The sequence below is a fragment of the Micromonospora vulcania genome (assembly GCF_042658605.1).
In the GTDB taxonomy this organism is placed as follows: domain Bacteria; phylum Actinomycetota; class Actinomycetes; order Mycobacteriales; family Micromonosporaceae; genus Micromonospora; species Micromonospora vulcania.
Window position 1 is genome coordinate 68,634 of the sequence record NZ_JBHSQS010000015.1, and the last position, 24,505, is coordinate 93,138.

General features: G+C 71.7%; 29 protein-coding genes and 1 pseudogene. 11 read left to right on the plus strand and 19 right to left on the minus strand.

The window, feature by feature from the left end; genetic code table 11:
* Positions 1 to 11: 11 nt before the first annotated feature.
* A complete protein-coding gene (locus ACFQGL_RS23055; RefSeq protein WP_377514429.1) occupies positions 12 to 794 on the plus strand; it encodes an alpha/beta fold hydrolase in 783 nt (260 codons plus the stop codon).
* Positions 795 to 820: 26 nt separating this feature from the next.
* Here the strand turns inward: ACFQGL_RS23055 and ACFQGL_RS23060 are convergent, their stop codons facing one another.
* The 3 genes from ACFQGL_RS23060 to ACFQGL_RS23070 are packed head-to-tail and all read right to left on the minus strand — an operon-like array spanning position 821 to position 4,144.
* On the minus strand, positions 821 to 1,192 hold the full coding sequence (locus ACFQGL_RS23060; protein ID WP_377514430.1) for a VOC family protein: 372 nt from the start codon (positions 1,190 to 1,192) through the stop codon (positions 821 to 823).
* A gap of 54 nt (positions 1,193 to 1,246) precedes the next feature.
* Complete coding sequence (locus ACFQGL_RS23065) at positions 1,247 to 2,413, minus strand: outer membrane protein assembly factor BamB family protein (protein ID WP_377514431.1); 1,167 nt, start codon at positions 2,411 to 2,413, stop codon at positions 1,247 to 1,249.
* A 24-nt stretch (positions 2,414 to 2,437) separates the two neighbouring features.
* Positions 2,438 to 4,144 carry an acyl-CoA dehydrogenase family protein gene (locus ACFQGL_RS23070; RefSeq protein ID WP_377514432.1) on the minus strand — a complete coding sequence of 569 codons (1,707 nt, stop codon included), beginning with the start codon at positions 4,142 to 4,144 and terminating at the stop codon, positions 2,438 to 2,440.
* A 146-nt stretch (positions 4,145 to 4,290) separates the two neighbouring features.
* Between ACFQGL_RS23070 and ACFQGL_RS23075 the strand changes: the two genes are divergently transcribed.
* Positions 4,291 to 4,749, plus strand: coding sequence for an Rv0361 family membrane protein (locus ACFQGL_RS23075; RefSeq protein WP_377514433.1), 459 nt, complete (start codon positions 4,291 to 4,293; stop codon positions 4,747 to 4,749).
* On the plus strand, positions 4,736 to 5,968 hold the full coding sequence (locus ACFQGL_RS23080) for a low temperature requirement protein A (RefSeq protein WP_377514434.1): 1,233 nt from the start codon (positions 4,736 to 4,738) through the stop codon (positions 5,966 to 5,968). The genes ACFQGL_RS23075 and ACFQGL_RS23080 overlap by 14 nt, the downstream gene beginning before the upstream one ends.
* Here the strand turns inward: ACFQGL_RS23080 and ACFQGL_RS23085 are convergent.
* From ACFQGL_RS23085 to ACFQGL_RS23120, 8 genes and pseudogenes are all read right to left on the minus strand, one after another.
* On the minus strand, positions 5,935 to 6,651 hold the full coding sequence (locus tag ACFQGL_RS23085; protein WP_377514435.1) for a thymidine kinase: 717 nt from the start codon (positions 6,649 to 6,651) through the stop codon (positions 5,935 to 5,937). The two genes, ACFQGL_RS23080 and ACFQGL_RS23085, sit on opposite strands and share 34 nt — an antisense overlap.
* A 56-nt stretch (positions 6,652 to 6,707) precedes the next feature.
* A complete protein-coding gene (locus ACFQGL_RS23090) occupies positions 6,708 to 8,099 on the minus strand; it encodes an MFS transporter (RefSeq protein WP_377514436.1) in 1,392 nt (463 codons plus the stop codon).
* Positions 8,100 to 8,115: 16 nt separating this feature from the next.
* Entirely contained in the window at positions 8,116 to 8,883 is a 768-nt protein-coding gene (locus ACFQGL_RS23095) for a glycerophosphodiester phosphodiesterase (protein ID WP_377514437.1), read from the minus strand.
* A gap of 70 nt (positions 8,884 to 8,953) precedes the next feature.
* Positions 8,954 to 9,796, minus strand: a complete 843-nt coding sequence (locus ACFQGL_RS23100) for an SDR family NAD(P)-dependent oxidoreductase (RefSeq protein ID WP_377514438.1) — start codon at positions 9,794 to 9,796, stop codon at positions 8,954 to 8,956.
* A 183-nt stretch (positions 9,797 to 9,979) separates the two neighbouring features.
* Positions 9,980 to 10,086, minus strand: a pseudogene (locus ACFQGL_RS23105) (1-acyl-sn-glycerol-3-phosphate acyltransferase); the annotation flags it as partial.
* A gap of 4 nt (positions 10,087 to 10,090) precedes the next feature.
* Positions 10,091 to 10,465 (minus strand): hypothetical protein, encoded by a 375-nt coding sequence (locus ACFQGL_RS23110; RefSeq protein WP_377514439.1) that lies wholly within the window; start codon positions 10,463 to 10,465, stop codon positions 10,091 to 10,093.
* Complete coding sequence (locus ACFQGL_RS23115) at positions 10,462 to 11,487, minus strand: chymotrypsin family serine protease (RefSeq protein WP_377514441.1); 1,026 nt, start codon at positions 11,485 to 11,487, stop codon at positions 10,462 to 10,464. Before ACFQGL_RS23115 ends, ACFQGL_RS23110 begins: the two co-directional genes overlap by 4 nt.
* Before the next feature lie 411 nt (positions 11,488 to 11,898).
* Positions 11,899 to 12,660 (minus strand): lysophospholipid acyltransferase family protein, encoded by a 762-nt coding sequence (locus ACFQGL_RS23120; RefSeq protein ID WP_377514442.1) that lies wholly within the window; start codon positions 12,658 to 12,660, stop codon positions 11,899 to 11,901.
* Between the two features lie 189 nt (positions 12,661 to 12,849).
* Between ACFQGL_RS23120 and ACFQGL_RS23125 the strand changes: the two genes are divergently transcribed.
* The 3 genes from ACFQGL_RS23125 (at position 12,850) to ACFQGL_RS23135 (ending at position 16,548) form a co-directional block, all read left to right on the plus strand.
* Entirely contained in the window at positions 12,850 to 14,262 is a 1,413-nt protein-coding gene (locus ACFQGL_RS23125; protein WP_377514443.1) for a cytochrome ubiquinol oxidase subunit I, read from the plus strand.
* Between the two features lie 15 nt (positions 14,263 to 14,277).
* On the plus strand, positions 14,278 to 15,273 hold the full coding sequence (gene cydB / locus ACFQGL_RS23130) for a cytochrome d ubiquinol oxidase subunit II (RefSeq protein WP_377514444.1): 996 nt from the start codon (positions 14,278 to 14,280) through the stop codon (positions 15,271 to 15,273).
* A 72-nt stretch (positions 15,274 to 15,345) separates the two neighbouring features.
* Positions 15,346 to 16,548 carry a GNAT family N-acetyltransferase gene (locus ACFQGL_RS23135; protein ID WP_377514446.1) on the plus strand — a complete coding sequence of 401 codons (1,203 nt, stop codon included), beginning with the start codon at positions 15,346 to 15,348 and terminating at the stop codon, positions 16,546 to 16,548.
* A gap of 12 nt (positions 16,549 to 16,560) precedes the next feature.
* Here the strand turns inward: ACFQGL_RS23135 and ACFQGL_RS23140 are convergent, their stop codons facing one another.
* On the minus strand, positions 16,561 to 17,001 hold the full coding sequence (locus ACFQGL_RS23140) for a hypothetical protein (RefSeq protein WP_377514447.1): 441 nt from the start codon (positions 16,999 to 17,001) through the stop codon (positions 16,561 to 16,563).
* Between the two features lie 98 nt (positions 17,002 to 17,099).
* On the opposite strand from ACFQGL_RS23140, the gene ACFQGL_RS23145 reads away from it, so the two are divergent.
* Positions 17,100 to 17,552 carry a MarR family winged helix-turn-helix transcriptional regulator gene (locus ACFQGL_RS23145; protein WP_377514448.1) on the plus strand — a complete coding sequence of 151 codons (453 nt, stop codon included), beginning with the start codon at positions 17,100 to 17,102 and terminating at the stop codon, positions 17,550 to 17,552.
* 9 nt (positions 17,553 to 17,561) lie between these two features.
* Here the strand turns inward: ACFQGL_RS23145 and ACFQGL_RS23150 are convergent, their stop codons facing one another.
* The 3 genes from ACFQGL_RS23150 to ACFQGL_RS23160 form a co-directional block, all read right to left on the minus strand.
* Positions 17,562 to 18,257 (minus strand): hypothetical protein, encoded by a 696-nt coding sequence (locus ACFQGL_RS23150; protein WP_377514449.1) that lies wholly within the window; start codon positions 18,255 to 18,257, stop codon positions 17,562 to 17,564.
* A gap of 84 nt (positions 18,258 to 18,341) precedes the next feature.
* The gene (locus tag ACFQGL_RS23155) at positions 18,342 to 18,803 is read right to left on the minus strand and encodes a peroxiredoxin (protein ID WP_377514450.1); all 462 of its coding nucleotides are present in this window, start codon (positions 18,801 to 18,803) and stop codon (positions 18,342 to 18,344) included.
* A 44-nt stretch (positions 18,804 to 18,847) separates the two neighbouring features.
* Positions 18,848 to 19,681, minus strand: coding sequence for a patatin-like phospholipase family protein (locus ACFQGL_RS23160; RefSeq protein WP_377514451.1), 834 nt, complete (start codon positions 19,679 to 19,681; stop codon positions 18,848 to 18,850).
* 81 nt (positions 19,682 to 19,762) lie between these two features.
* Between ACFQGL_RS23160 and ACFQGL_RS23165 the strand changes: the two genes are divergently transcribed.
* Positions 19,763 to 20,491, plus strand: a complete 729-nt coding sequence (locus ACFQGL_RS23165) for an SDR family NAD(P)-dependent oxidoreductase (protein ID WP_377514452.1) — start codon at positions 19,763 to 19,765, stop codon at positions 20,489 to 20,491.
* A gap of 37 nt (positions 20,492 to 20,528) precedes the next feature.
* Here the strand turns inward: ACFQGL_RS23165 and ACFQGL_RS23170 are convergent, their stop codons facing one another.
* The 4 genes from ACFQGL_RS23170 to ACFQGL_RS23185 all read right to left on the minus strand — a co-directional run bounded on the left by ACFQGL_RS23170 (position 20,529) and on the right by ACFQGL_RS23185 (position 22,762).
* Positions 20,529 to 20,654: an MFS transporter small subunit gene (locus ACFQGL_RS23170; protein ID WP_377514453.1), complete on the minus strand. Its 126-nt coding sequence runs from the start codon at positions 20,652 to 20,654 to the stop codon at positions 20,529 to 20,531.
* A complete protein-coding gene (locus ACFQGL_RS23175; protein ID WP_377514454.1) occupies positions 20,651 to 22,087 on the minus strand; it encodes an OFA family MFS transporter in 1,437 nt (478 codons plus the stop codon). Before ACFQGL_RS23175 ends, ACFQGL_RS23170 begins: the two co-directional genes overlap by 4 nt.
* A 133-nt stretch (positions 22,088 to 22,220) precedes the next feature.
* Entirely contained in the window at positions 22,221 to 22,472 is a 252-nt protein-coding gene (locus tag ACFQGL_RS23180; RefSeq protein WP_377514455.1) for a flavin reductase, read from the minus strand.
* Positions 22,469 to 22,762: a hypothetical protein gene (locus ACFQGL_RS23185; RefSeq protein ID WP_377514456.1), complete on the minus strand. Its 294-nt coding sequence runs from the start codon at positions 22,760 to 22,762 to the stop codon at positions 22,469 to 22,471. Before ACFQGL_RS23185 ends, ACFQGL_RS23180 begins: the two co-directional genes overlap by 4 nt.
* Positions 22,763 to 22,994: 232 nt before the next feature.
* Here ACFQGL_RS23185 and ACFQGL_RS23190 point away from each other — a divergent pair, with 232 nt between their 5' ends.
* The 3 genes from ACFQGL_RS23190 (at position 22,995) to ACFQGL_RS23205 (ending at position 24,356) form a co-directional block, all read left to right on the plus strand.
* On the plus strand, positions 22,995 to 23,795 hold the full coding sequence (locus ACFQGL_RS23190) for a helix-turn-helix domain-containing protein (RefSeq protein WP_377514458.1): 801 nt from the start codon (positions 22,995 to 22,997) through the stop codon (positions 23,793 to 23,795).
* Positions 23,786 to 23,986 (plus strand): DUF397 domain-containing protein, encoded by a 201-nt coding sequence (locus ACFQGL_RS23195; protein WP_377514459.1) that lies wholly within the window; start codon positions 23,786 to 23,788, stop codon positions 23,984 to 23,986. The genes ACFQGL_RS23190 and ACFQGL_RS23195 overlap by 10 nt, the downstream gene beginning before the upstream one ends.
* A 169-nt stretch (positions 23,987 to 24,155) precedes the next feature.
* Entirely contained in the window at positions 24,156 to 24,356 is a 201-nt protein-coding gene (locus ACFQGL_RS23205; protein ID WP_377514460.1) for a DUF397 domain-containing protein, read from the plus strand.
* Positions 24,357 to 24,505: the final 149 nt, after the last annotated feature.

Below are 24,505 nucleotides of genomic sequence, written 5' to 3' on the forward strand. Positions count from 1 at the left end.
GGATCGCCGGCATGACTCTGGTCGCGGACGATCCCGGGGGCACCGGACCGGTGGTCGTCTGCCTGCCGATGTTCAGCACGACGCGCGCCGCCACGGCGGCCGCTTTCGGGCCCGCGTTCGCCGGCGCCGGCCTGCGAGAGGTGTACGTGGACCTGCCCGGTCACGGAGACACCCCGGCGACCTGCCCACCCACCTCGCAGGACGTGCTGGACACGGTGTGCGAGTGGCTGGACCAGCACGTCGACGGGCCGATCCTGCTGGCCGGCGCGTCCTACGGCGCCTACCTCGGCGCGGGGATCGCACGGCAGCGACCGGACCTCGTGCGGGGCCTGCTGCTGGTCTGCCCGGGCGTCACCATCGCCCGGGACAGCCGGCAACTGCCCGACCGTACGCCGCCCGAAGGGCCCACCGGCTGGCTCGACGACGCCCCCGACGAACTGCGGGCGCACCTCGACGCGGCCCTGGGCCACCGCACGTCGGCCGTCGTCGCGACCGTGCTCGCCGCGCTGGGCTCCGGCGGCCCCGGCGACGCGACGTTCCAGCGGGAGTTGCAGGGCGGCACCGGCTACGCGCTGCCCGACGAGACCGTCGAGGTCGACATCGACGTGCCGGTCACCGTGGTGACCGGGCGGCAGGACGGGATCGTCGGCTACGTCGACCAGTTCCGCGCGATGCGACGCTATCCCCGAGGCACCTACACCGTCGTCGACGCCGCCGGGCACTATCTGCCCTTCGAGCAACCCACGCTGCTGCGGGCACTCGCTCAGGACTGGCTCGGGCGCACGCGCGGTTGAACCACCCCGACCGCCGCGAGCGACCCTCAGCTCTTCGGGCGCGGGGAGAGGCAGAACGGCTGGCCGATCGGGTCGATGAGCACCACCCACTTGTCGCCGCCGGGCTGGAAGTCCGGCTTGGACGCGCCCGCCGCGACGAACTCCTGGGTCGCCGTCGCGAGATCGTCGACGTACAGGTCGAGGTGGTAGCGCTTCGTGCCGGACGGGTCCGGCCAGGACGGTGGCTGGTAACCCTCGACCAGACCGAAGCCGATCGAGGTGCCACCGCCGCTGATCATCGCGTACTCGGGTTGGCTGTGGGTGATCTCCCAGCCGAGCAACCGGTGGTAGAACGCGGCGTGGCCGGCGGGATCGGAGCTGTCGAGGTTGACCATCGCGAGGTCGGCAGATGCTGTCATCCCGGCAGTATGCCGGCCGACCCCGACAGAATCTCCGAGCGCGCCGACGGCGACTCATCGCCCCAGTGGCCACACCGTCGCCCGGTCGGTGTCGCTGCGGCACACCAGGCCGACATCGCGTACCCGGCAGTCCGTCGCCTCGGGCGGCAGCACCGCGCGTACGCGGGGACCGTCGCGGCCCAGCGTCGCGATCAGCTGACGCCGACCGTCGGCCGCGGGTCGCAGCAGCACCAGCGTCCCGTCGCCCGGCCGTCCACCCGGCAACGTGCGCCAGCCCGTTCCCGCTGGCCACGTCCACACCCGGGCACCGGTGTCCGCGGCCAAGGCCCAGCGGCTCCGCTCGTCCTGGCCGCAGATCAGGTCCTGACAGGGCCGCAGGGCCAGCTCACCCGGGTCGACCGGCACCTGCCAGCGCGGCGCCAACCCCGGCAGGTCGTACCCGGTCAGCACCACGCCGGCCGCGCCCGGGTGCCGCAGCACCAGGTGCCCACCGATGACCTGCGGATTCTCCGGGCCGTAGTTGGCCGCAGGGAGCCGGCCCTGCCCGCGGAGCGTGCCGTCGTGGGCGTCGAGCAGCCGGGTCAGCCCGTCGTCCTGCACCAGCAGAACCCAGCCGGACGACCCGGGCGGCACCTCCAGCACCGCCGTGGACGGCACCGGCACCGACCAGCGGGTCGCACCCGTGGCCGGGTCGACGCCGTGCACGGCGCCCTCGATCCGCCGCCCCGGCTCGCTGACACTACGGACCTCGGTGACCGCGACAACGGTGTCGCCGGCCGCGTACACCCGGCCGGGCCGACGCCACAGCGCCTGCCCGGTGCTGGCCAGGCGGGCGGTGGTCGCCACCACCCGCCGTACCTGATCGCGTTCAGTGACCAGCAGCAGGTCGCCGGCGGCCTGCGCGGACCAGCCGGCGGCCGGTGGCACGGTGACCCGCCAGCGTGGCGGACGCCGTGGCGCGGTCGCCTCGTAGGCGGTCAGGGTGGGCGGGTCCGTGCCCGGGTCGGCGACCACCAGCAGCGCACCGGCGCTGAGCAGCGCGGCGCGACCCGGTAGCGCCGGCCCGACCAGGCCCGGCAGTCGGGCCGGCGCGGCGGCACCGCCCAGCAGGGCGCACACCAGCACCAGCAGGGTGATCCGCCATCCCTTCGAGGGCGGCGGGCGGGGGCGGTCCGGTCGCTGCGTGTCGCGGACCTCGCCCAGGTCGATCAGGACGTCCATCGGCCGTCAACTCGGCTCGGCCGGTCAGCCGAGCAGGTCCAGGTGATGGTGGGCGTCCTCGGCGATCTCCTCGTGCCGCAGCCACCGCCGGGCCCACAGCCGGGCGGCCAGCTCGGCCTGTTCGTCGCCCCACGCGGCGTGCTCGACGAGCAGCGCGGTGGTCAGCGCGTACGCCAGGCGCAGGGCCAGGCCGCGGGCACCGGCGAGCACCGCTTCGGCGCTCGGGTCGGCGGTCACCGCGGCGATGGTGTCGCCCAGTTGCGCGGTGGCCGTGGCCAGGGTGTCGGCCAGCCCCGGGGACAGCGGCCGGGCCAGGTCGACGGCGGCGGCGAGCCGACTCAGCAGCGGCGTGCCGGCGTCCTCCCGGGTCAGCGCGCGCAGCACGTCCAGGGCCAGCACGTTGGTGGTGCCCTCCCAGATCGGCAGCACCTGCGCGTCGCGCAGCAGCCGGGGCACACCGGTGTCCTCCACGTAGCCGGCACCGCCGAAGCTCTCCACGTACTCGCTGGCAGAGCTGACGGCGAGCCGGCCGGTGGCCAGCTTCGCCAGTGGTGCCACGATGCGCAGCTCCGCCGCGGCCTGCGGGTCGGCACCGACCTCGACCCGGCCGAGCAGCGCGAACGCGTGCCCGGCCAGGGCGAACGCGCCCGCCGCGTCGACCGCGAGGGTGCCCAGGGTGGCCCGGTGCAGGGGTGAGGACGCCAGCGCGCCGCCGGCGACGTGCCGCGCGTCGGCGTACGCCCGCGCGTAGGCGAGCCCGCGTCGCATCCCACCGGCCGCCGCCGCGGCGTTGTGCACCCGGGTCACCACGACCAGGGTCATCGCCCGGACCAGGCCACCGGGCACCGCCGGGTCGCCCAGCGGCACGGCGTACGCGTCGCGCAGCCCGATCTCGGCGGTGGGCAGCGCCCGGGTGCCCAGCTTGTCCTTGAGCCGGTGCACGGTGACGCCCGGCGCGGGCGCGTCCGCGGCCAGCCCGTCGGCCAGCGGCGAGTCGACCGCGTACCGGGGCACCAGGAAGGGGGCGAGCATCCGACTGCCGCGGCCGGCGCCCTCCGGACGGGCCAGCGCCACCGCCATCGCCGCGTCGGCGGCGGAGCAGAACCACTTCTCCCCGGTCAGCCGCCAGGAACCGTCCGCCGCCGGTCGACCGATGGTGCTGGAACGGCCCAGGTCGGAGCCGCCCTGCGACTCGGTCATCCACTGCCCGCTGGTGATCGCCGTGGCCGGGTCGGTGGAGATCAGCCGAGGCAGCCACGCGTCACGCACCCCGGCGTCGACATCGGGCAGGCTGAGCAGCGCCGCCGCCCCGTCGGCCATCGCCACCGGGCAGGAGAACGTGGCCGACTCCGGGCCGTACAGGTGCAGCAGGGCGTGCTGCACGACCCGCACGGCGGCGCCCCAGGTGCCACGCGCGTCGGGCAGGTAGGGCAGCGCGACCACCGCGTGTCGGGCGGCTGCGGCGCGCTGCGCCTGCCAGCCGGCGGAGGTGTCGATCCGGTCCACCCGGGCACCCCACGGGTCGTACCGGATGAGTGTCGGCGGATGCGCCTCCGCGTCGGCGTGCGCCGCGCGCAGCGGCCCGGTCACGTCGGCGGCCAGGTCCGCCAGGCGGCCCTTCGCCGCCGCGTGCCCGGCGGGGCCGAGATGACGCTCCAGCCAGGACCGCAGCAGGGCATCACCGGCGTACGGGTCGGCAGGGGGTGGTACCGGCTGCACGAAGCGGCTCATCGATCGACTCCTGGCACTGCTCGGGGGTGTGCGCCGACGGTAGACGATTCGTGGCCGGTCCGAACAGGGCACACCCGCGCTCCGGGTGGACCCAGTTTCCGGCTTGTCGTGCTCCACCGCGACCGCGTTCTCTACGGTCGGTAGTCGTGGGTGTCGGGCAGTCGTGGAGCCGGCCGGCCCGGCGACGCCGCCCGATGCGTACCGGGCTGGCGTTCGCCGGGTTCGGCGTGGCGCTGTGCTGCGTCGGGGTGGCCGGGCTGGGCGCCTGGAACCTGCAGACCGTACGCCAGGCCGCCGGCCCGATCCGGGAGACCGCCGACGGGTTCCTCCGCGAGGTGAGCGTCGGCGACACCACCGGCGCGTACGACCGGCTGTGCAGCGACGCGCGCACCCGGTGGAGTCCGATCGGGTTCAACAGTTGGGTGCGTACCCCGCCGATGGTCACCGACTACGAGATCACCGACGTGTCGGTGGCCACCCGCAGCGGGCGTCCGCACGGCACGGTGACCGTGCGGCTGACCCGCTCGGGTGGAATCAGTGAGGAACGTCAGCTGCCGGTGGTCCGGGAGGACGGGGACTGGCGGGTGTGCGGTGACCCCTTCTGAGTCGGCGGTACGCCCCTGGCTGCTACGCGATCGTCGTGGGGTGGAGCCGACCGTCTCGACCGAGCTCTTCTTCGACCTGGTCTTCATCTTCACCGTCACCCAGTTGTCGCACTACCTGCTGGCGCACCCGGACTGGCGCGGCGCGGGACGGACCGTGCTGCTGCTGGCGATGGTCTGGTTCGTCTGGGTCTACACCGCCTGGTTGACCAACTGGCTGCAACCGGACCAGGCGCCGGTACGGGCGCTGCTGATCGCGCAGATGCTGGGCAGTCTGCTGCTGTCGGCGGCGATCCCGGCGGCGTTCGCCGGCTCCGGCCTGGTCTTCGCCGTGGTCTACGCGGCTCTGCAACTGGGCCGCACCGTGTTCGCGTTGTGGGCGACCCGGGGGCACCCCCTGCTCAGCGACGGTTTTCGAAAGACGCTGCCGTGGTTCGTCGGCGTGTCGGTGCTCGTCGTGCTCGGCGGGCTGGCCGGCCCGGGTGTCCGGGAGGTCGTGTGGGCGACGGCGATCGTGATCGAGGTGATCGGTCTGTCGACCGGGTACCCGGTGCCCGGTCTGGGTCGCAGCCGCCCCGAGCGGTGGTTGGTGGAGGGTGGGCACCTGGCCCAGCGGTGCCAGGCGTTCATCCTGATCGCCCTGGGTGAGTCGATCCTGCTCACCGGGAGCACCCTCGCGCAGCGGCTCGACCAGGCGACGTCCGGGGCGTTCCTGCTGGCCTTCGCCGGTTCGGTGGCGCTGTGGTGGGTGTACTTCGCCCGCGCCGCGCCGGTCGCCCGGGAGGTCATCGCGCAGGCCGGTGAGCGCACCGGCGGGCTCAGCCGGGTGGCGTTCAACTATCTGCACCCGGTGATGGTCGCCGGGATCATCGTCACCGCGGCGGGGGACGAGCGGCTGCTGCGCGAGCCGGGCGCCCCGTCCAGCACGGTCACCGCGCTGTTCACCCTCGGCGGTCCGGCGTTGTTCCTCGCCGGGCACGCCGCCTTCATGGCGGTGCTGTGGCAGGCCCGTCCGATCGGCCGGATCGCCGCCGCGGTGCTGCTGCTGGTGCTGGTGCCGATCTGCGTGGCGCTGGCGGCGCCCGTCGCGGTGTGTGCGGCCGTGGCGGCGCTGGTGACCGTCGCCGTGATCATGGCCGATCGGTTCGCGGTGCGGCGGGTGGACAGCGGCCAGCCGGACCGGTGCGGTCAGTCGCGGGGGCCGAGGTCTCCGCTGCGGTAGTGCCGCCGGCACAGCACCTGGTAGCGGACCTCGGCGGTGTCCACGGTGTCGCCGATGACGACCTGCGCGCCCTCGCGGACCACCCGACCGTCGACCACCCGGGCGTTGAGCAGCCCTTCGCGACCGCACCAGCAGAGCACCTCGACCTGGATGCGGGCGACCTCGTCGGCCAGTTCGAGCAGTCGCTGCGCGGCGGGGAACAGGCAGGACCGGAAGTCGGTGGCCAGGCCGAACGCGAACACGTCCACGTCGTAGCTGTCGACCAGTTCGGCCATCTGCTCGACGTGCTCGACGGTGTAGAAGCACGCCTCGTCGCAGATCAGGTAGTCGACGCGTTCCCCGTCGGCCCACCGGCCCCGGACCAGGGCCCGCAGGTCCAGGTCGTCGGTGACCTCGATCGCCTCGTGGGCCAGGCCGATGCGGGTGGTGACCTGCGGGCCCAGCGACCGGTCGATGCGGGTGGTGACCAGCCCGCGGCGGCCCTGCCGGGCGTGGTTGTAGTTCATCTGCAGCGCCATCGTGGACTTGCCGCAGTCCATCGGCCCCCAGAAGAACTTCAACGCCGCGGCGTGCAGGGGACGCCCGTCGAGCCCGCGCGCCGCCGCGCACCCGGCCGCGCCGTGGTGCGGGCCGGCGAGCGGGTGAGCCAGGCAGGTCGGGGCGGTGGAGGCGTCGTCGGTCACGGTCGGGCAGCCTAGCCCATTGACGGCCTCGGATCGGACGGACGCCGCATACGTGGTCAGAGCACCCGGGGTGGGGTGTTCCCGGCGGCGACGATGGCGCGGCGAATCGGCACGGCCGCGAGGAGCAGGAATCCGACCACGAAGAAGATCAGCATGGACACCAGGCCCAGGCGATAGGAGGCGGTGAGCTGGAACACCAGGCCGAAGGCGAGCGGGCCGAGCCAGCTGGTGCCCTTGTCGCTGATCTCGTAGAAGCCGTAGTACTCGCCCTCCTTACCGGCCGGGATGAGCTGGCTGAACAGTGACCGGCTCAGTGCCTGGCTGCCGCCGAGGACCAGACCGATGGCCGCGCCGAGCACCATGAACGGCGCCGGCGCCTCGGCGGGCAGCCGGAACGCGGCGATGATCACACCGGTCCAGAGCACCAGGCTGAGCAGCACCGTCTTCCAGGCGCCGATGCGCCGGGCCAGCGCGCCGAGACTCAGCGCGCCGCCGAAGGCCAGGAACTGCACCAGCAGGATGGTGACGATCAGGGTGCTCTGCTCCAGCCGCAGCTCCTCGGTGCCGTACTGGCTGGCCAGGGTGATGGCGGTCTGGATGCCGTCGTTGTAGACCAGGAAGGCGAGCAGGAAGAACAGCGTCAGCGGGTACGCCTTGACCTCGCGCAGGGTGCGTCCGAGCTGCCGGAACCCGTCGGTGAGCACGTTGCCGCCGGCCACCAGGGCCGCCGGGGTGGGGCGTTCGCGCAGCCAGCGCAGCGGCACCAGGGTGAACGCCGCCCACCACACCCCGGCGGACACGATCGACCAGCGGGCCAGGTCCAGGGTGCGCTGCGGGTTGTCGTCCTCGCTGAACAGGGTGACCGCGACCAGGTTGAGCGCCAGCAGCAGGCCGCCGCCGAGGTAGCCAAGCGCCCAGCCGCGGCTGGAGATGCCGTCGCGTTCGTCGGGGCCGCCGAGCTGCGGCAGGAACGAGTTGTACACCACGATGGCCGCGCCGAAGGAGATGTTGGCGACCAGGAACAGCGCCCCGCCGAGCAGGTAGCGGTCGCCGGTGACGAAGGCCATCGCGATGGTCGCGGCGGCACCGGTGAACGCGGCGCCGCCGAGGAGCCGCTTCTTGTGTGCCGACCGGTCGGCGATCGCCCCGATCACCGGCAGGACGAACACGGTGAGGAACACCGACAGCGAGATCAGGTACGGGTAGAAGGACCCGGCCGCGACGCGGATACCCAGCGGGTGCACGTACCCGTCGCAGCTGTCCGCGCCCAGCTCGCAGCCGGCGGCCAGCTCGGTGACGGTGGTCAGGAACGGGCCGAGGAACACCGTGATGACGGTGGTCTGGAAGGCCGAGTTGGCCCAGTCGTAGAGGTACCAGCCGCTGCGCTCACGGCGGGTGCTCGCCGGGGGCGGGGTGGGGTCCACCGTGGGGGTCACGGTCTCGGCCATCGGGGTCCTTCGACGGTCAGGCGGCCCAGTGGCCGCGGCTGCGGTAGACGTCGCGCAGCACGCCGACGTGATCGGTCATGATGCCATCCACACCACGATCAAGTAAGTCGTGCATCTGGCCGGGTTCGTCGATCGTCCACACGTGCACCTGCAGGCCCAGGCGGTGGCAGTAGTCGACGAACCGGCGGTCGACGACCGGCACCCGGCCGTAGCGCGGCGGCACCTGCGCGGCGACCACCGAGGGGGGCAGCCGCAGTGGACGGCCGTGCAGCGAGGCGAGCCGCAGCCGGGCCACCCCCCGCATGCCCAGACTGGTGGCGACCCGCCCCTGCGTCAGTGCCCGCAGCCGGGTCAGCCGAGCGTCGCTGAACGAGGCGAGCAGCACCCGGTCGGTCGCGCCGGCCCGGGTCACGGTGGCCACCGTCGGCGCGACGCCGCCGTCGGCCTTCACGTCGATGTTGAAGCGGACCTGCGGCCAGGCGCCCAACACCTCGTCGAGCCGGGGTACGACGGCAGCGCCGCCGACGCGTACCGAGGCGAGGTCGGCCCAGCGCAGGTCGGCGATGCGGCCGGGTTCGCCGGTGACCCGGGCGAGGGTCGGGTCGTGGAAGATCACGGCGACGCCGTCGGCGGTGGCGTGCACGTCGGTCTCGACGTACCGGTAACCGAGCCCGATGGCCCGGGCGAACGCCTCGGTGGTGTTCTCGTCGCCGTCGGCGGCGCCGCCACGGTGGGCGAACGCCAGCGGCGCGGGCGCGTCGAGGTAGCCGAATCGGGTCAGCACGCGACGCAGTATGCCTGCCGCCGGTGGACCACGGGTGGCCTGCCGGCGAAGATCATGCTCGTGCCGTCGGTCAGGCCAGCCAGCCGCCGGTCATCCGCGCCACGGCCGAGCCGTCGAGGTCGGCGAGCTTGACGCCGACGAACTGCCGGGCGCCGTCGGAGGTCTGCACCCGCACCGGCGGCGTCGGGTCGGTCAGGGCGGCGACCACCACCGCCGCGGCGTCGGCGGGGGACTGCGCGGCGGCGAACGCCTGCCCGGTGCGGGCGAGGTACGCGCGCAGCGCCGGCCCGTACACCCCGGCGGCGGCGCTGGCGGCGTCCGGATCGATGCCGATGTTGGCGACGAACTCGCTGGCCACCGCGCCCGGCTCGACGACGGTGACCCGTACGCCGGTGGTGGCGGCGAGCGGGGCGAGGGCTTCCATGTACCCCTCGACGGCGAACTTCGCGGCGCAGTACGCCTCGTTGAACGGCTGCCCGACGATCCCGCCGACGCTGGAGACGGTGACGAGGCGGCCCCGGCGGGCTCGCAGGTGCGGCAGGGCGGCCCGGCTGACGTGCAGGACGCCGAAGAAGTTGACCTCCATGACGGCCCGTACGTCGTCGATGCTGTCCTGTTCCAGGGTGCCCACGTGCCCGGCGCCGGCGTTGTTGACCACGGCGTCGAGCCGGCCGTACGTGGCGACGACTTCCTCGACAACCGCGGTCACCGAGTCGGGGTCGGTGACGTCGAGGGGGCGTACGTCGATCAGGTCGGCGACCCCGGCGGCGTCGGCGGCGGCGCGCAGTCGGTCGGAGCGGCCGACGTCGCGCATGGTGGCCACCGTGCGCCAGCCGGCGCCGGCGCAGCCCAGCGCGATCTCCAGCCCGATGCCGGTGGACGTGCCGGTGATCAGCACCGTCTGCTCGCTCATGAACCCCTACCTCGTGCCAGAGCGCCAACCCGCGCTTAACGTCACTGCATGTTACGGCCGGGCCGGTGTCCGAAGGCGATCGACTCGGTTTCCTGCGAGGCTGGGTGTCCGGGGCGCGGGAATGCCCGGTTTCCAGAAACCGAGTCGATCACCGACCCGCCGGCCGCAGTCACTTCGGCGCGACCGGCGGTGGGCGCGGCTGGGGTCGACGTGTCGGGGCCGGTCGGGTTCGTCGGGGCGCAGCGGGGCGAGGTGTCGGTGATCCGATCTGTGGCCCGGCGGGCCGCACCGTGGTTATTGATTGGTCAGGACGGCGCCGGTGTGGGCGTCGACCACCGTCCTGCCATTGAGAGGCCGGCTGAGCATCACCCGGACAGTCCGCTCCTGTGCCACATCGGCACCGGACCACCAGAGGGCGGGCTGACGGGCGGAGACGCGCAACAAGACCCGGTCATCCGTCTCATCCGCCTCGGCGCGGACGATGTCGAAGTCGGGGTGCACGTCAACCTGCGCGTCGAGCAGTCGACCACCGTCGCTGACCCGGTAGGAATTGACGCTGAGGTCGATCTCCTGCGAGCGGCGGACTGCGGCGACGGCGACAGACACGCCGATCAAGAGGGCCGCGGCCACGGCGACCGCGAGCACAGCCCTCTTGATCGGCTTTCTCATGCTGTCGCCAGGCTTCCCGGGAGGCCGTAGTAGGCCTGCCAGATGTCAGTGAACACCTGCATGCACCCGCTCACGCTGTTGGATGAATGACCGTGATGAATTCCCTTGGCCGCGACCTTACCGTCTGAGCGGACCGTGTAGACAGGCCCGCCAGAGTCACCGCCGACCGTGCACACCCCATCGTTGCGATAGAAGCTGCGCACCACGTTGCGAGCGGTCTCGCCGTCGCTGTGCTTGAAGTTGATCCCGGTGGAGTAGACGGTCCAGTTGCACTTCTCACCGGTGACGTGGCCGCCGACGCAGTACTTGTCGCCGCTGACCGGAGCACGGCTCCACATCTCGCCGACGGCGGCCCCGCTGCTCGATCCTGGACCACCCCGGTAGATGTAGGGCGATGTCGCCTTGCCGGAGACGACGCTGGAGAGGGCGACGTCGCCCCGGTAGGTCGACTGGCCGGACAGGTAGACGGACCCGGTGCCGTTGTTCCAGTTCTCCGACGAGTTCGGCGTGACGTAGCCGATGACGCTAGAGGGCGTTGACAGGTCACCGCCACCGGGCGCGCAGTGCCCTGCGGTGAGCATCATGTTGGCCGAGCCGTTACGCCAGGAGAATCCGGTGGTGCAGACGTTGGGCGTGCTGGTCTTCGCGCCACCGTAGAACGGCGAGGTGTCGTTGTTACGGCCGTCGCCGGTCGAGGTCGTCTCCGCCATGTACCGGATCGCGATGGCGTCGGTTCCGAACCTCGCAGCTAGGGCCTGCAGCAGGGGCTCGGAGAGCCGGCTGACGTACACGTTGATCCGGTTGGTCTCGGCGTCCGGCTCGGTCATGAAGATCGCGTCCCGGTCGGGTACGCCGGCGCCCGGGTCGATCGCTTCGTCCTTGACCTTCTCGAGTTGCGCGATGCTGCGTGTGACTCGTAGGCCCTGCACGGGGGTCGCTACCCGCAGGTGGCCGTCCCGGAATTGCGCGAGGAGGTTCTCCCCCCTACCGGTCGTGCTGTCCAGCCGTACGGTGCCGGTCACGCGGTCGTACCAGGGGTAGGCAAAATCCGCAGCGTTCCTCTGCACGAGTTCCTGTGCCTCGTGCAGAAGTTTCGCCGCCGCCTCGGGCATTGGGGCTGGAGGGGCCGGATCGGTCCAGGCTGTGACGGCGAGGCCGCTCGGGCTTGCAATCGAGGTGCTGGGCGCTGCCTGCGCCGGGCTCGGGAGAGCCGTGGTCATCACGACGGCTACTCCTAAGACGGCAATGCTGGTTTTTCGCATGACACTCCCCGTAGTCGTACTCCTGCGGTTTAGCAGGAGTACGAGTCTCGCACCAACTGATCAGCGAGAGTGTCCTGCGTCACATCGGGCGCGAAGCGAACTTTTACCCGCATCCGGGGTGGCTCGACGGGCGGAGCAGCGGATTTGATGCGTTAGTACGCCGCGGTCGGGTCAGCGACGGCGGTGGACGCGGCTGGTGTCGGCCGGGCGGCCGGGGTCGACGTGGCGGGGGAGATCCGGCTCGTCGGGGCGCAGCGGGGCGAGGGTGTCGGTGAGCGCGTCGGTGATCCGGTCGGTGGCCCGGCGGGCCGCTCCCGGGGTGGCGGCGGTCGTCTCGCCCAGGTCGATGGGCGCGCCGAAGTGCACCCGGATCACCGGGCGGCGCCAGAGCGAGCGGGCGATGCCGCGCAGCATTCCCCGGGGCGCCCGGTAGGGCAGCACCTCGTGGGCACCCCACTGGGCGACGGGGATGACCGGGGCGGCGCAGGCCAGGGCGAGCCGGGCGGTGCCGGTCTTGCCGCGCTCGGGCCACATGCCGGGGTCCAGGCCGATGCGCCCCTCGGGGTAGACGAGGATCACCGATCCGGCGGTGACGGCGGTGGCGGCGTCGTCGAGCGCCCGGTGTACGGCGTTGGTGCCGCGGTCGACGCGGATGTGTCCGGCGCGGCGCATGGCGGCGCCGAACACCGGGGCGCGGAACAGGCCGGCGGTCGCCATGATCCGGGGGGCGATGCCCCTCCTCTGGCAGGCGGCGGCCATCACCAGCGGGTCGAACGGGCTGATGTGGTTGGCGGCCAGCACCAGCGGTCCGCGACGCAGGTGCGCGGGGACGTCGCCGGTGACCTCGAGGCGGGCCAGCAGGCCGACGATGGCCCGGATGACCAGTTGTGCCGCGCGCCAGATCAGCGGCGGCTGCCAGTGTGTGGTTTCCATCAGCGCGCCATCGTCGCACGCAGCGAGTGGGCCGCGAGGGCGGGTTGGTCGCTGTGCGCGAGGTCGAGCGGCCGGGGTGATCAGGGTCATTGGTCCCGGGCCGGTTCGGGCCGCCCGGCCCTGCTGATTCCTCTACGACACGGAGTAGTATTTACTACGTTTCGTAGTACGAGCAGCTGGGGGTTTCAGGTGGACGCGTTGGACGTCGCCCGGTGGCAGTTCGGTGTCACCACCGTCTACCACTTTCTCTTCGTACCGCTGACCATCGGCCTGTCCGTGCTGGTGGCCATCCTGCAGACGATGTGGCACCGCACCGGCAACGAGCGCTACCTCAAGCTCACCAAGTTCTACGGCAAGCTCTTCCTGATCAACTTTGCCATGGGCGTGGTCACCGGCATCGTGCAGGAGTTCCAGTTCGGCATGAACTGGAGCGACTACTCCCGCTTCGTCGGCGACATCTTCGGCGCGCCCCTGGCCATCGAGGCGCTGGTCGCGTTCTTCCTCGAATCGACCTTCATCGGCCTGTGGATCTTCGGCTGGGACCGGCTGCCCAAGCGGGCACACCTGGCCAGCATCTGGGCCGCCGCGATCGGCACCAACCTCAGCGCGTACTTCATCCTCGCCGCGAACTCGTTCATGCAGAACCCGGTCGGCTTCCGGATCAACCCGGACAGCGGTCGCGCCGAGCTGACCGACTTCCCGGCGGTGCTGACCAACAAGGTGGCGCTGATCACCTTCCCGCACACCCTGGCCGGCTCGTTCCTGGTCGCCGGGTCGCTGATCGTCGCCGTCGGCCTGTGGCACGTGATCCGCAACCGCGACTCCGCCGACACCGGCGCCTACCGCTTCGCCACCAAGTTCGGCTCCTGGGTGGTCCTGGTCGCCTCGGCCGCCGTGCTGTTCACCGGCGACATCCAGGGCAAGATCATGACGGACGTGCAGCCGATGAAGATGGCCGCCGCCGAGGGCCTCTACACCACCGAGAGCCCCGCGTCGTTCTCCGTACTCACCGTCGGCAGCCTCGACGGCAGTCGCGAGGTCTTCGCGCTGAAGATCCCGTACCTGCTCTCGTACCTGGGCACCGGTGACCCGCACGGCACCGTGCAGGGCATCAACGACCTCCAGGCCCAGTACGCCTCCCAGTACGGCGCCGGCAGCTACACCCCGGTCATCCCGGTCACCTACTGGAGCTTCCGCTTCATGATCGCGTTCGGGATGACCGCCGCCGCGATCGCGCTGCTGGTGCTCTGGACCCAGCGCAAGGGCCGCACCCCGAGCAGCAAGTGGCTGCTGCGCGCCGGGCTGGCCATGCCCGTCCTGCCGCTGGTGGCCAACTCGTTCGGCTGGATCTTCACCGAGATGGGCCGTCAGCCGTGGATCGTCTTCGGCGAGATGCTCACCCGCAACGGGGTGTCCCGCAGCGTCTCGCTGACCGAGGTGCTCACCTCGTTCACCGCCTTCACGCTGATCTACGCCACCCTCGCGGTGATCGAGGTCAAGCTGCTGCTGCGGTACGCCCGCGCCGGCGTGCCGGACGTCAGCGAGACACCCCCGACCGACGACACCGACGACGCCGAGCGCCCGCTCGCCTTCGCCTACTGAGCACCGGAGCCTGCCGTGGACCTCACCACCATCTGGTTTCTCCTCGTCGCCGTGCTGTTCACCGGCTACTTCATCCTGGAGGGCTTCGACTTCGGCGTCGGCATGCTGCTGCCCGTGCTGGGTCGCGACGACCGCGAGCGCCGCGTCCTGATCAACACCATCGGCCCGGTCTGGGACGGCAACGAGGTGTGGCTGATCACCGCGGGCGGCGCGATGTTCGCCGCGTTCCCCGAGTGGTACGCCACCCTGTTCTCGGGCTTCTACCTGCCGCTGCTGCTGATCCTGCTGGCCCTGATCGCCCGCGGGGTGGCCTTCGAGTACCGGCACAAGCGTCCCGAGGCATCCTGGAAGCGCCGCTGGGACGCCGCGATCGTCGTCGGCTCGTTGCTGCCGGCGATCCTGTGGGGCGTCGCCTTCGCCAACATCCTGCGGGGCGTGCCGCTGGACGCCGACCACGAGTACGTCGGTGGCCTGCTGGACCTGCTGAACCCGTACGCCCTGCTGGGCGGCGCGACCACCCTCGCGCTGTTCCTGACCCACGGCGCGGTGTTCATCGCCCTGAAGACCACCGGTGACATCCGCGAGCGCGCCGGCGCCCTCGCGGTGCGCCTCGGCGTCGGCGCGGCGGTGCTCGCGGTGGCGTTCCTGGGCTGGACGCTGAGCATCCGCTCCAGCGCGGCGGCCGTGGTGCTCGCCGTGGGCGCGGCCCTCGCCCTGCTCGGTGGTCTCGCCGCCGCCCGGGTACGCCGAGAGGGTTGGGCGTTCACCGGCACCGCCGTGGCGATCGGCCTGGCGGTGGCGACGCTGTTCGCCGCGCTGTTCCCGAACGTGCTGCCCTCCACCCTGGACGCGGCGGGCACGCTGACCGCCACCAACGCCGCCTCCACCCCGTACACCCTGAAGATCATGACCTGGGTCGCGGTGATCTTCACTCCGATCGTGCTGGCCTACCAGGGCTGGACCTACTGGGTGTTCCGCAAGCGCATCGGCGTCAAGAACATCCCGCACTAAAGGAAGGGCACCTTGTTAACGCCTCGTGTATATAAAGGTGCCCTTCCTAACGCCCGCCACTATCGTGTGCCGGTGCCTACCCCTGTACACGTTCGCGAACTGACCACCGACGACCTCGCCGCTGCCTGGGAGTTGGGTCGCTTCGCCTTCGGCTCCAGCCCGACGCCGCCCGCGCACGCCACCGAGGCGACGCCCGGCCTCACCCGGTACGGCGCCTTCGACGACGCCGGGCGACTCGTCGGCAAGGCCGTCGACCTGCACCACGACCAGTGGTGGTCGGGACGCCGGGTGTCCGCCGCCGACGTCGGCGGGGTGGCGGTCGCTCCCGAGGCCCGCGGCCGGGGAGTGGCCCGCGCGCTGCTCACCGCCCTGCTGCGCGGCGCTCGTGACCGGGGCGCGGCGATCAGCGCGCTGTATCCGACCGTCACCGCGCCCTACCGTGCCTGCGGCTGGGCGGCGGGCGGTGTACTGCGCACCGTCGACCTGCCCACCGTGGCGGTACCCCGACAGCGGCCCGCCGCGCACCTCAGCGTGCGCGCCGGCACCCCGGCCGACCTGGCCGCCGTCGACGCCCTGTACGAACGCGTCGCCCGACACCGCACCGGCATGCTCACCCGCCAGGGCTCGCTCTACGACTCCTTCCGAGGGCGACTCGCCGCCGGCGAACTGCCCGACGACGGGCTCACCCTCGTCGAGGACGCCGACGGCCTCGTCGCGTACGCCCTGTGGAGTCGGGGCCGTGGTTACGGCGCCGATTCCGTGCTCACCCTCAGCGACGCCCTCGCGGTCACCGCCGACGGCGCCCGTGAGCTCGTCGGTGTGCTGGGCAGTTGGGCCAGTGTCGCCCCGACCCTGCGGCTGTCCCTGCTCGACGGCGACGCGCTGAGCGCCCATCTGCCGCTGGAGTCCGTCCGTGAGCACGCCCGGGACCTGTGGATGCACCGTCCGGTCGACGTCGTACGGGCGGTGACCGACCGCGGTTGGCCCGCCCACGTCCGAGGAAGCGTCGACTTCACTCTCGACGACGACCTCGCCGACTGGAACACCGGCGCCTGGCGGTTGACCGTCGCCGACGGGGCCGCCGAGCTGTCCCGGGTCGGCGGCGAGACGGACCTGCGGCTGGACGTACGCGGGTTCGCTCTGCTCTACACCGGCGCCGCGCACGCCCGGTCGGTCGTCCAGGCCGGTCTGCTGCGGCACGCCACCGGCACCGACCCGGCCGCCCTCGACCTGTTGGGCGCGGGCGGCCCGGCGCAGTTGCTCGACTACTTCTGACCGGCCGGCCAATCAGGCCGGTGCCGCCGCCAGTTCGGCGTTCGCGCGTTGGGTGACCAGGGTGAGAACCCGGGCGGCGCTGCTCATCTCGTCGGTCGGGATGTCCGCGTACAGCCGGGCGGTGATGGCCGCGATGGCGGCGCCGATGCGGGCCTGCGTGGCGCGGCCCGTCTCGGTGAGCGACACCTGCGCCGTCGCGTCGTCGACCTGCGCGAGGCCGGCGTCGACGAGGCCGGCGATCGCCTCGTGCACGATCGACTCGTCGACCTTCAGGGCGCCGGTCATCCGTTGCACGAGCCGCGTCCGCTCGGTCGCGCCCTGGGCGAGGGCGTTCAGCGCGACCGACTGGCCGAAGCTGACTCCGAGTGGGGCCAGGGCTCGCTCCAGCAGGGCGCGGGTGGCGTAGTGGGCCTGGCCGATGACCTGGCCATTGAGGATCGGTGGGGTGGACATGGCGCACCTCCTTCAATGCGTTGGCGGCACCAACGTTGGTGCCACCAACGTAACACGCTTCGTGGGTCACGCCAACGATTACTGGTAGGGTGCCGCCCATGTACTCCACCGGCCCACTGTCACCCGCCGGGCTCCGCACCACCCCCAGCTGGCTGCTCAACCAGACCGCCAGTCACGCCGGCCGCCTGGTCAGCGAGGGCTTCGCGGCGCACGACCTGCGCGGCTACCACGCCCGGCTGCTGGCCGCACTGGCCGAGGACGGCCCCTCCAGCCAGGCCGACCTCGGCCGTCGTTGCGGCATCGACCGCAGCGACGTCGTGGCGGCCATCAACGACCTGGTCGGCCGGGGATTCGTGGTGCGCGCACCCGACCCGGCCGACCGTCGCCGCAACGTCATCAACCTCACCGACGCCGGCGCCGACGAGGCCCGCCGACTCAGCAAGACCGTCGACCGGGTGCAGGACAAGCTGCTCGCCCCGCTGTCCGCCGCCGAACGTGCCCAACTGACCCGACTACTCACTCGGCTGCTCGACCACCACAGCCGGCACTGACCCGACGGCTCAGCGCGCCTCGCGCAGCTCCGCGAGCCGCGCCTCAATCTCCGCCAACTCCGCGCGCAGCTTCTCGGCCTGCTGCTCGGCCTCGGCCCGCTCGGTGCCCAGGATCTGCTCGACCGCCTCCTGCACACCCGGCACGTCGACCAGCGCCACCATCTTGAGCGCCTCGGCCGGCTTCACCACGTACGGCTTCGCGAGCGCCTTGGTGCCCTGCTGCGCGGCGACCGTCCACTCACCGTCGGCGTACGCCAGCGTCACGGTCAGCCCGGCCGGGCTCTTGGGCTTGACCGCCTTGACCGCGCGCTTCACCGGCGCCTTGTCCACCTGCTCCACCTGCTGCTCCACCTTCGGCTCCTCCCGTCGCGGCGTCGGCACCCGCGGCGTGTCCAACACGAACTCCGGCTCGACCGCGGCGGCCGGCTCCGGCTCCGGCTCGGCCTTCGGCTCGGCCACCCGACGACCGACGCCCTTGGGCGCCACCGCCAGGTCGGCGGGGGAGAACGGCAACTCGTCGCGCCCGAACCGCACCACCACGAACTCGTCCGACACCTCGGGATCGGTCAGCTCGACGACCTGACCCACCTGACCGGCGATCTGCCCCGCCGAGGCGGTGAACACCACCTTGGGCCGGCGGCCCGCCGCCAACGCCTCCCGGAGGCCCTGCACCTCGTCAGTGGACAAACCCTGGCCGGCATCCATCAGAACCCTCTTCCGTACACCTGTTTGATTGCTGTCTTGATATCAGCCGGCTGCGACACCCGCCGCACGGGGGCTGACGCGCGGTCAGCCGCCCAGCGCCCGCAGTGCCTGATCGGCGTGCTCGTTCATGCTGACCTCGCTGTGGATCACCTCGATGACCCGCCGGTCCGCGCCGATCACGAACGTCATCCGCTTCATGCTCAACGGGCCCAGCGGCAGCCGCCGCTTGACTCCGAGTTGCTGCGCGACCACGCCGTCCGGGTCCGACAGCAGCGGGTAGTCGAAGCCGTGCAGCTTGGAAAACTCGGCCTGCTTCGCCACCGAGTCCCGGCTGATGCCCACCCGGGACGCGCCCAGCGCCGTGAACTCCGCGGCCAGGTCCCGGAAGTGGCAGCTCTCCGCCGTGCACCCCCGGGTCATCGCCGCCGGATAGAAGAACAGCACCACCGGCCCGGTCGCCAGGAACTCCGACAGCCGCCGCGGCGTGCCCGTCTCGTCCGGCAACTCGAAATCCTCGACCAGATCCCCGACCTTCACATCCGCCACCGCGCACCTCCGTTGTCCGATCCGACGCGCGTGAGCGTAGGCGATCACTCCCAGAGCGTCGCCACCTCGTCCGCCACCGCCGCGGCCTGCGCCCACCCCGCCCGCGCCGATCCCATCCGCCGGGCCGGGTCCAGCATGTTGCGGCCGATGGCGGTACGCGCCGCCGCGTCCGGCGTCACCACCGCCACCCGCGCCCCGGCCAACCGCAGCCCGGCCACCTGCGCCGACAGTCGCGGCATCGGCCCGAACGCCCCCGAGGTCGGCGCGATGACCAGCACCCGCTCCGCGCCCGCCGCCAGGTCCGCGTTGACCGTCGAGCGCATCCCGCCGTCGACGTACCGGCGCTCGCCGATCGTCACCGGCGGCCACACGCCGGGCACCGCGCAGCTGGCCCCGACCGCGTCCACCAGGGACACTCCGCTGTCGCTGTCGAACACCACGAACTCGCCGGACGACGCGTCCACCGCCGTCACCAGCAGCCGCCGCGCCGGCCACTCCCGCACCGGCAGGCGGGCCTCGATGACCGCGCGTTGCGAGGCCTCCGACGGGGTACGCGCCGACACGGCCATCGCCCCGATCCGCGCGCGTGCCCGCACCGCGTCGCGGGTACGGCCGCCGGCCCAGGCGAGCCGCGCCAACGCCACCCAGCCCAGTCGTGCCGCCGCCTTACCTCTGGGCGGCGTCAACTGTGCCTCGTACAACCGTTGCAGCGGCACCTCCGAGCACACCAGCGCGCCCACCAGCGCGCCGGCCGAGGTGCCCACGACCAGATCCGCGTCGGACACCGCCAGACCTCGTTCGGCCAGCCCCGCCAGGAGCCCCAGCTCCCAGGCGATCCCGGTCACCCCGCCGCCGCCGAGCACCAACGCCCGCTCCATGTGACGCTCCTCTCCACCGCCGACCCGCGCCGGTCACGGTAGCGTCGGCGCGACCAGCACGACAGCCCGAAGGGAGGGGCCATGGCACCTGTCACCGTCATCACCGGCGGCGGCCGTGGCATCGGCGCGGCCACCGCCCGCCGTCTCGCGCGGGCCGGTCACGACATCGCCCTGTGCTACCGCCGCGACGACGACGCCGCGAACGCCGTCCTGGCCGACCTGCGCGCGACCGGCCGGCAGGCCATCGCGGTACGCGCCGACACCACCGACCCGGACCAGGTCGACGCCCTGTTCGACGCCGCCACCCAGCTCGGCCCGCTCACCGGCCTGGTCAACAACGCCGGCGTCACCAGCCCGATCGGCCCCTTCACCGAGCTGCGCGTCGAGGACCTGCGTCGGGTCGTCGACGTCAACCTCGTCGGCTACGTCCTGTGTGCCCAGCAGGCCGCCCGCCGGATGGCCGGTCCCGGCGCGATCGTCAACGTCTCGTCGGCCGCCGCGACCCTTGGCAGCCCCGGGGAGTACGTGCACTACGCCGCCGTCAAGGCCGCCACCGACACCCTCACCGTCGGCCTGGCCAAGGAACTCGCCCCACGAGGCATCCGGGTCAACGGGGTCGCCCCCGGCATCGTGCGTACCGAGATCCACGCGGACTCCGGCGTACCCGATCGTGCCGACTCGGCCGCGGGCCGCATCCCCCTGGGTCGTGCCGGGGAGCCGGACGAGATCGCGGCCGCCATCGCCTGGCTGCTCGGCCCGGACGCCTCCTACGCCACCGGCACGGTCCTGCGGGTCTCCGGCGGTCTCTGACCCCGCGTGCGCGGAGCCGGAGACCGCCGGAGGAGTGTCAGTGCGTGAACAGCTTCGCCGCCGTGATCACCGTCTGCTCCACCCCGTACCCGAGCAGCACCGCCACCACCAACCAGGAGATCCACAACCGGGCCTGCTGCCCGTTCCGGCCGTCGTCGCTCATCGCGTACCGCTCCTCTCCGCCGTCTCCGCCGTCTCCGTCTCCGCCGCCGTGTCGTCGTCGGTGTCCCGGCCCGTGGGTGGCTCGTGGAACCGCTCCGGCACCGGCCGGACCAGCAGGTTCGCCACGAAGCCCAGCGCCAGCACGCCGACCATCGTGAACAGCGCCGGCCGGTACGCCGCCGCCGTCAACGTGCCCGGCTTACCCTGCGCGTCGAGGAAGCCGTTGACGATCAGCGGGCCCGCGATCCCGGCTGCCGACCACGCGGTCAGCAGCCGACCGTGGATCGCGCCCACCTGGTACGTGCCGAACAGGTCGCGCAGGTATGCCGGCACCGTGGCGAACCCGCCGCCGTAGAACGACAGGATCACGCACGCCAGCAGCACGAACAGCGCCGTCGCCGTCTGCCCGACCAGGGCCAGCAGTGCGTACAGCACCATGCCGACGCCGAGATAGACCATGTAGATCGGCTTGCGCCCGATGAGGTCCGAGGTGGACGACCACGCGAATCGGCCCGCCATGTTGAACAGCGACAGCAGCCCCACGAACCCGCCGGCCGCCGCCACCGACACCGCCGAGGTGCCGCTGTCCCGGAAGAAGTCCTGGATCATCGGGCTGGCCTGTTCCAGGATTCCGATGCCCGCCGTCACGTTGCAGAACAGCACCACCCACAGCAGCCAGAACGAACGGGTCTTCACCGCGTTCGCCGCCGACACGTTGGCCGTGGTGACCAGCGGTTTCGCCGCCACCGCCGCAGGGTCGAAGCCGGCCGGTCGCCAGTCCGCCGCCGGCACCCGCACGTTCGCCACCCCGAACATCATGACCACGAAGTAGCCCAGGCCGAGCGTCACGAAGAGCCACACCAGCGCGCTTCCCGACGCGGTCGAACCGGCGTTGGCCGGGTCGTAGCCCGGGTCGTAGAACGACAGCAGTTGCCTCGACAGGGGCGAGGCCACCATCGCGCCACCGCCGAACCCCATGATCGCCAGGCCGGTGGCCAGGCCCGGCCGGTCCGGGAACCACTTGATCAACGTGGAGACGGGGGAGATGTACCCGATCCCCAGCCCGATGCCGCCGAGCAACCCGTAGCCCAGGTACAGCAACCACAGTTGCTTCGTCGCGATGCCCAGCGAGCCCACCAGGAAGCCCGTCGCCCAGAAGCAGGCCGAGACGAACATCGCCTTACGCGGCCCGTTCGCCTCCACCCAGGTCCCGGCGACCGCCGCGGACAGTCCCAGCATCACGATCGCGATGCTGAAGATGACCCCGATCGCGGTCTGGCTGGTGTCGAAGTGGGCGATCAACGAGTTCTTGTAGACACTGGTCGCATAGACCTGGCCGATGCAGAGGTGGATGGCCAACGCCGCCGGGGGTATGAGCCACCGGCTGTACCCGGGCGGCGCGACGGTGTGCCGACGATCGAGTGCGGAAAGCATGCGCTGCTTCCTCTCCGAAGCGGATCGAGAAACGTCCTCACAACGTGCCCCCACCAAACGGACGCGGCAAACCTCACCGTCGCCGGACGGTCGCTACGGTGAGCTGAGCGGTCAGTCAGTGCTCGCCCCGGTGCTAGCGGGCGGACGCCCAGCCGGTGAACCGCTCGGCGAGGTCTGCCGACGCGACGCTGTCGGGCTGCCCGGCGCTCAGCTGCGCCGCGGCTTCGTCCCGCAGCGCCGCCAGGTGCACGAGAAGCGCGGCCCGATCCTCCCGGTACCGGGCAAGCAGGTTCAGCTTCGCCGCCGAGCACGGCCAGGCGATCCCGCACGCCTGGCACCGCCAGGTCGGCCGGGTGGGCAGGTGCGCAAGCCGGCGGCGGATCACCGACCAACCCCAACGGGGGTACGACGGGCAGGCGTTGACGCCGACGTCATCCACCGCACGCCGGCCGGCATCACGAACAGCTCGCGGCGCTCGATCGCGTCGCCGTTGGGACCGAGCTGGTACGCCTCGATCCACAGCCAACCGTGGTAGGTGTGTCGGTCGGGCAGGGCGCGGATCACGCGGACCATGATGGGTTGAGCGAACTGAGGGCTCGCCGCCCGGGTCAGGTGCAGAAGGTCGCCGGAGCGCACCTCCCGGACGTCCAGCGGCGTTGGCTTCTCGTCGGGCACGGTCTTTCCCCTGTGGCTGGTGTTGGGAAGGGCCGCCCCCGTGAGTGCTCGCCCAACCGGGGCGGCCCCGCTACGAACGCGTCCGCCGGGTCTCGTGGTCCCTGCCGGCCGCGCCGTCTGCTTCCACCCTGGACAATTGACCCCTACGCTCGGAATACATAGGCGACCATCGGGCGGACGCTCGCGGATTGCGGGTCGATCAAGACCGACACTGGGGAAAGGCGGGGAACGCGTGGGAATTTCGCCGTATCAGTTCATGGTCCGCGAGCTACGGCGACACCGAAGCGCCGCCGGACTGACTCAAGTGCAGCTCGCCGAACGGATGCACTGGAGCGACACGCAGGTCAGCGGCGTTGAGACGGGCACACGGATAGCACGAGACGATTTCTGGAAGGCCGTAGACGAAGCTCTTGAAACGGGCGGCTTCTTCCTCACGTTCTGGCGAGAATTCGCGCAGTACGGCGGCACCCCAACATGGCTGCGCGAGTGGATCGAGATTGAGCGCGAGGCGACGGCACTGCACTGGTTCGAGCCGGCATACATTCCGGGCTTGTTGCAGATCGAGGCGTATTCACGTGCCACCTTGGCCGGCGGCCGATTCACCGCTGAGGAAGTGGAGCAACTTGTCGCCTCCCGGCTTGAGCGGCAGGCGATCCTGGCCCACGAGAACCGACCCCAGATCGTCGCGGTGATCGATGAGGCGGCGCTCAGGCGGCCGGTACGTGGACGACCCGAGGTGATGCGAGAGCAGTTGGAGCACCTGGTGTCCTGCATCGATGAGGAGTTGGCTCAGGTACATGTCGTCCCGGCCGACGTAGGCGTCTACCTCGGCCTCGCGGGTCAGTTCATCATCGCGTCGATGACCGACGGGACGCGCTCCGCCTACGCGGACAACCAGCTCAGTGCGCAGATCGTGGCCAACCCCGCTGACGTTGCTAGGCTGGCAAAGACATGGGAGCACGTCAGGAGTCATGCGCTCCCGATGGTTCAGTCACTCGACCTGATCAAGGAAGCGGCGAAGACATGGACATGACCGGCGCTCAGTGGCGGAAGTCCACGAAGTCTGGCGGCAACGGCGGGGCATGTGTCGAGGTTGCCGATAATCTGCCGGGCGTCGTCCTCGTTCGCGACACGAAGGACCGCGACGGCGGCACGCTGACCTTCGGCCCCGCGCAGTGGCAGGGCTTCGTCAGTTTCGCGAAGGCCTTCGGCCCTGTCGCCTGACCAGGTCAGCACGGTAGCCCTCGGCGCGAACCGGGGGCTTTTCCGTGTCCGGGCTGGAGCGAAGGAGCAGACCATCGACGTTGGTACGCTGGAACGGCGGTGGGAGTGTGTTCGCGGCGAAGCGCTGTCCCGGACGCAATCCCTGGATCTTTAGGGAAGCGGCAGCATCATGGACATGACGGGTGCGCAGTGGCGTAAGAGCACCAAGAGCGGCAACAACGGCGGCAACTGCGTCGAGGTGGCAGACAACCTGCCGGGCATCGTCCTCGTTCGCGACACGAAGGACCGCGACGGCGGCACGCTGGCCTTCGGCCCCGCGCAGTGGCAGGGCTTCGTCAGTTTCGCGAAGGCCTTCAGCCCCGTCGCCTGACCAGGTCAGCACGGTAGCCCCCGGCGTGAACCGGGGGCTTTCCCGTGTCTGGGTTTGAGCGAAGGAGCCGGGACAACGTCGCGGCGGGTTCGCTCACTCGCGTACCCAATGGCAGCCGCGACCGGTCCGCGCACCTGGCCCTGACGCCG

Excerpts from the sequence above, each read along its gene's own strand:
- ACFQGL_RS23055 (WP_377514429.1), top strand. The coding sequence starts at position 12 with ATGACTCTGGTCGCGGACGATCCCGGGGGCACCGGACCGGTGGTCGTC.
- ACFQGL_RS23060 (WP_377514430.1), bottom strand. The coding sequence starts at position 1,192 with ATGACAGCATCTGCCGACCTCGCGATGGTCAACCTCGACAGCTCCGAT.
- ACFQGL_RS23065 (WP_377514431.1), bottom strand. The coding sequence starts at position 2,413 with ATGGACGTCCTGATCGACCTGGGCGAGGTCCGCGACACGCAGCGACCG.
- ACFQGL_RS23070 (WP_377514432.1), bottom strand. The coding sequence starts at position 4,144 with ATGAGCCGCTTCGTGCAGCCGGTACCACCCCCTGCCGACCCGTACGCC.
- ACFQGL_RS23090 (WP_377514436.1), bottom strand. The coding sequence starts at position 8,099 with ATGGCCGAGACCGTGACCCCCACGGTGGACCCCACCCCGCCCCCGGCG.
- ACFQGL_RS23100 (WP_377514438.1), bottom strand. The coding sequence starts at position 9,796 with ATGAGCGAGCAGACGGTGCTGATCACCGGCACGTCCACCGGCATCGGG.
- ACFQGL_RS23110 (WP_377514439.1), bottom strand. The coding sequence starts at position 10,465 with ATGAGAAAGCCGATCAAGAGGGCTGTGCTCGCGGTCGCCGTGGCCGCG.
- ACFQGL_RS23120 (WP_377514442.1), bottom strand. The coding sequence starts at position 12,660 with ATGGAAACCACACACTGGCAGCCGCCGCTGATCTGGCGCGCGGCACAA.
- ACFQGL_RS23140 (WP_377514447.1), bottom strand. The coding sequence starts at position 17,001 with ATGTCCACCCCACCGATCCTCAATGGCCAGGTCATCGGCCAGGCCCAC.
- ACFQGL_RS23145 (WP_377514448.1), top strand. The coding sequence starts at position 17,100 with ATGTACTCCACCGGCCCACTGTCACCCGCCGGGCTCCGCACCACCCCC.
- ACFQGL_RS23150 (WP_377514449.1), bottom strand. The coding sequence starts at position 18,257 with ATGGATGCCGGCCAGGGTTTGTCCACTGACGAGGTGCAGGGCCTCCGG.
- ACFQGL_RS23160 (WP_377514451.1), bottom strand. The coding sequence starts at position 19,681 with ATGGAGCGGGCGTTGGTGCTCGGCGGCGGCGGGGTGACCGGGATCGCC.
- ACFQGL_RS23165 (WP_377514452.1), top strand. The coding sequence starts at position 19,763 with ATGGCACCTGTCACCGTCATCACCGGCGGCGGCCGTGGCATCGGCGCG.
- ACFQGL_RS23170 (WP_377514453.1), bottom strand. The coding sequence starts at position 20,654 with ATGAGCGACGACGGCCGGAACGGGCAGCAGGCCCGGTTGTGGATCTCC.
- ACFQGL_RS23175 (WP_377514454.1), bottom strand. The coding sequence starts at position 22,087 with ATGCTTTCCGCACTCGATCGTCGGCACACCGTCGCGCCGCCCGGGTAC.
- ACFQGL_RS23195 (WP_377514459.1), top strand. The coding sequence starts at position 23,786 with ATGGACATGACCGGCGCTCAGTGGCGGAAGTCCACGAAGTCTGGCGGC.
- ACFQGL_RS23205 (WP_377514460.1), top strand. The coding sequence starts at position 24,156 with ATGGACATGACGGGTGCGCAGTGGCGTAAGAGCACCAAGAGCGGCAAC.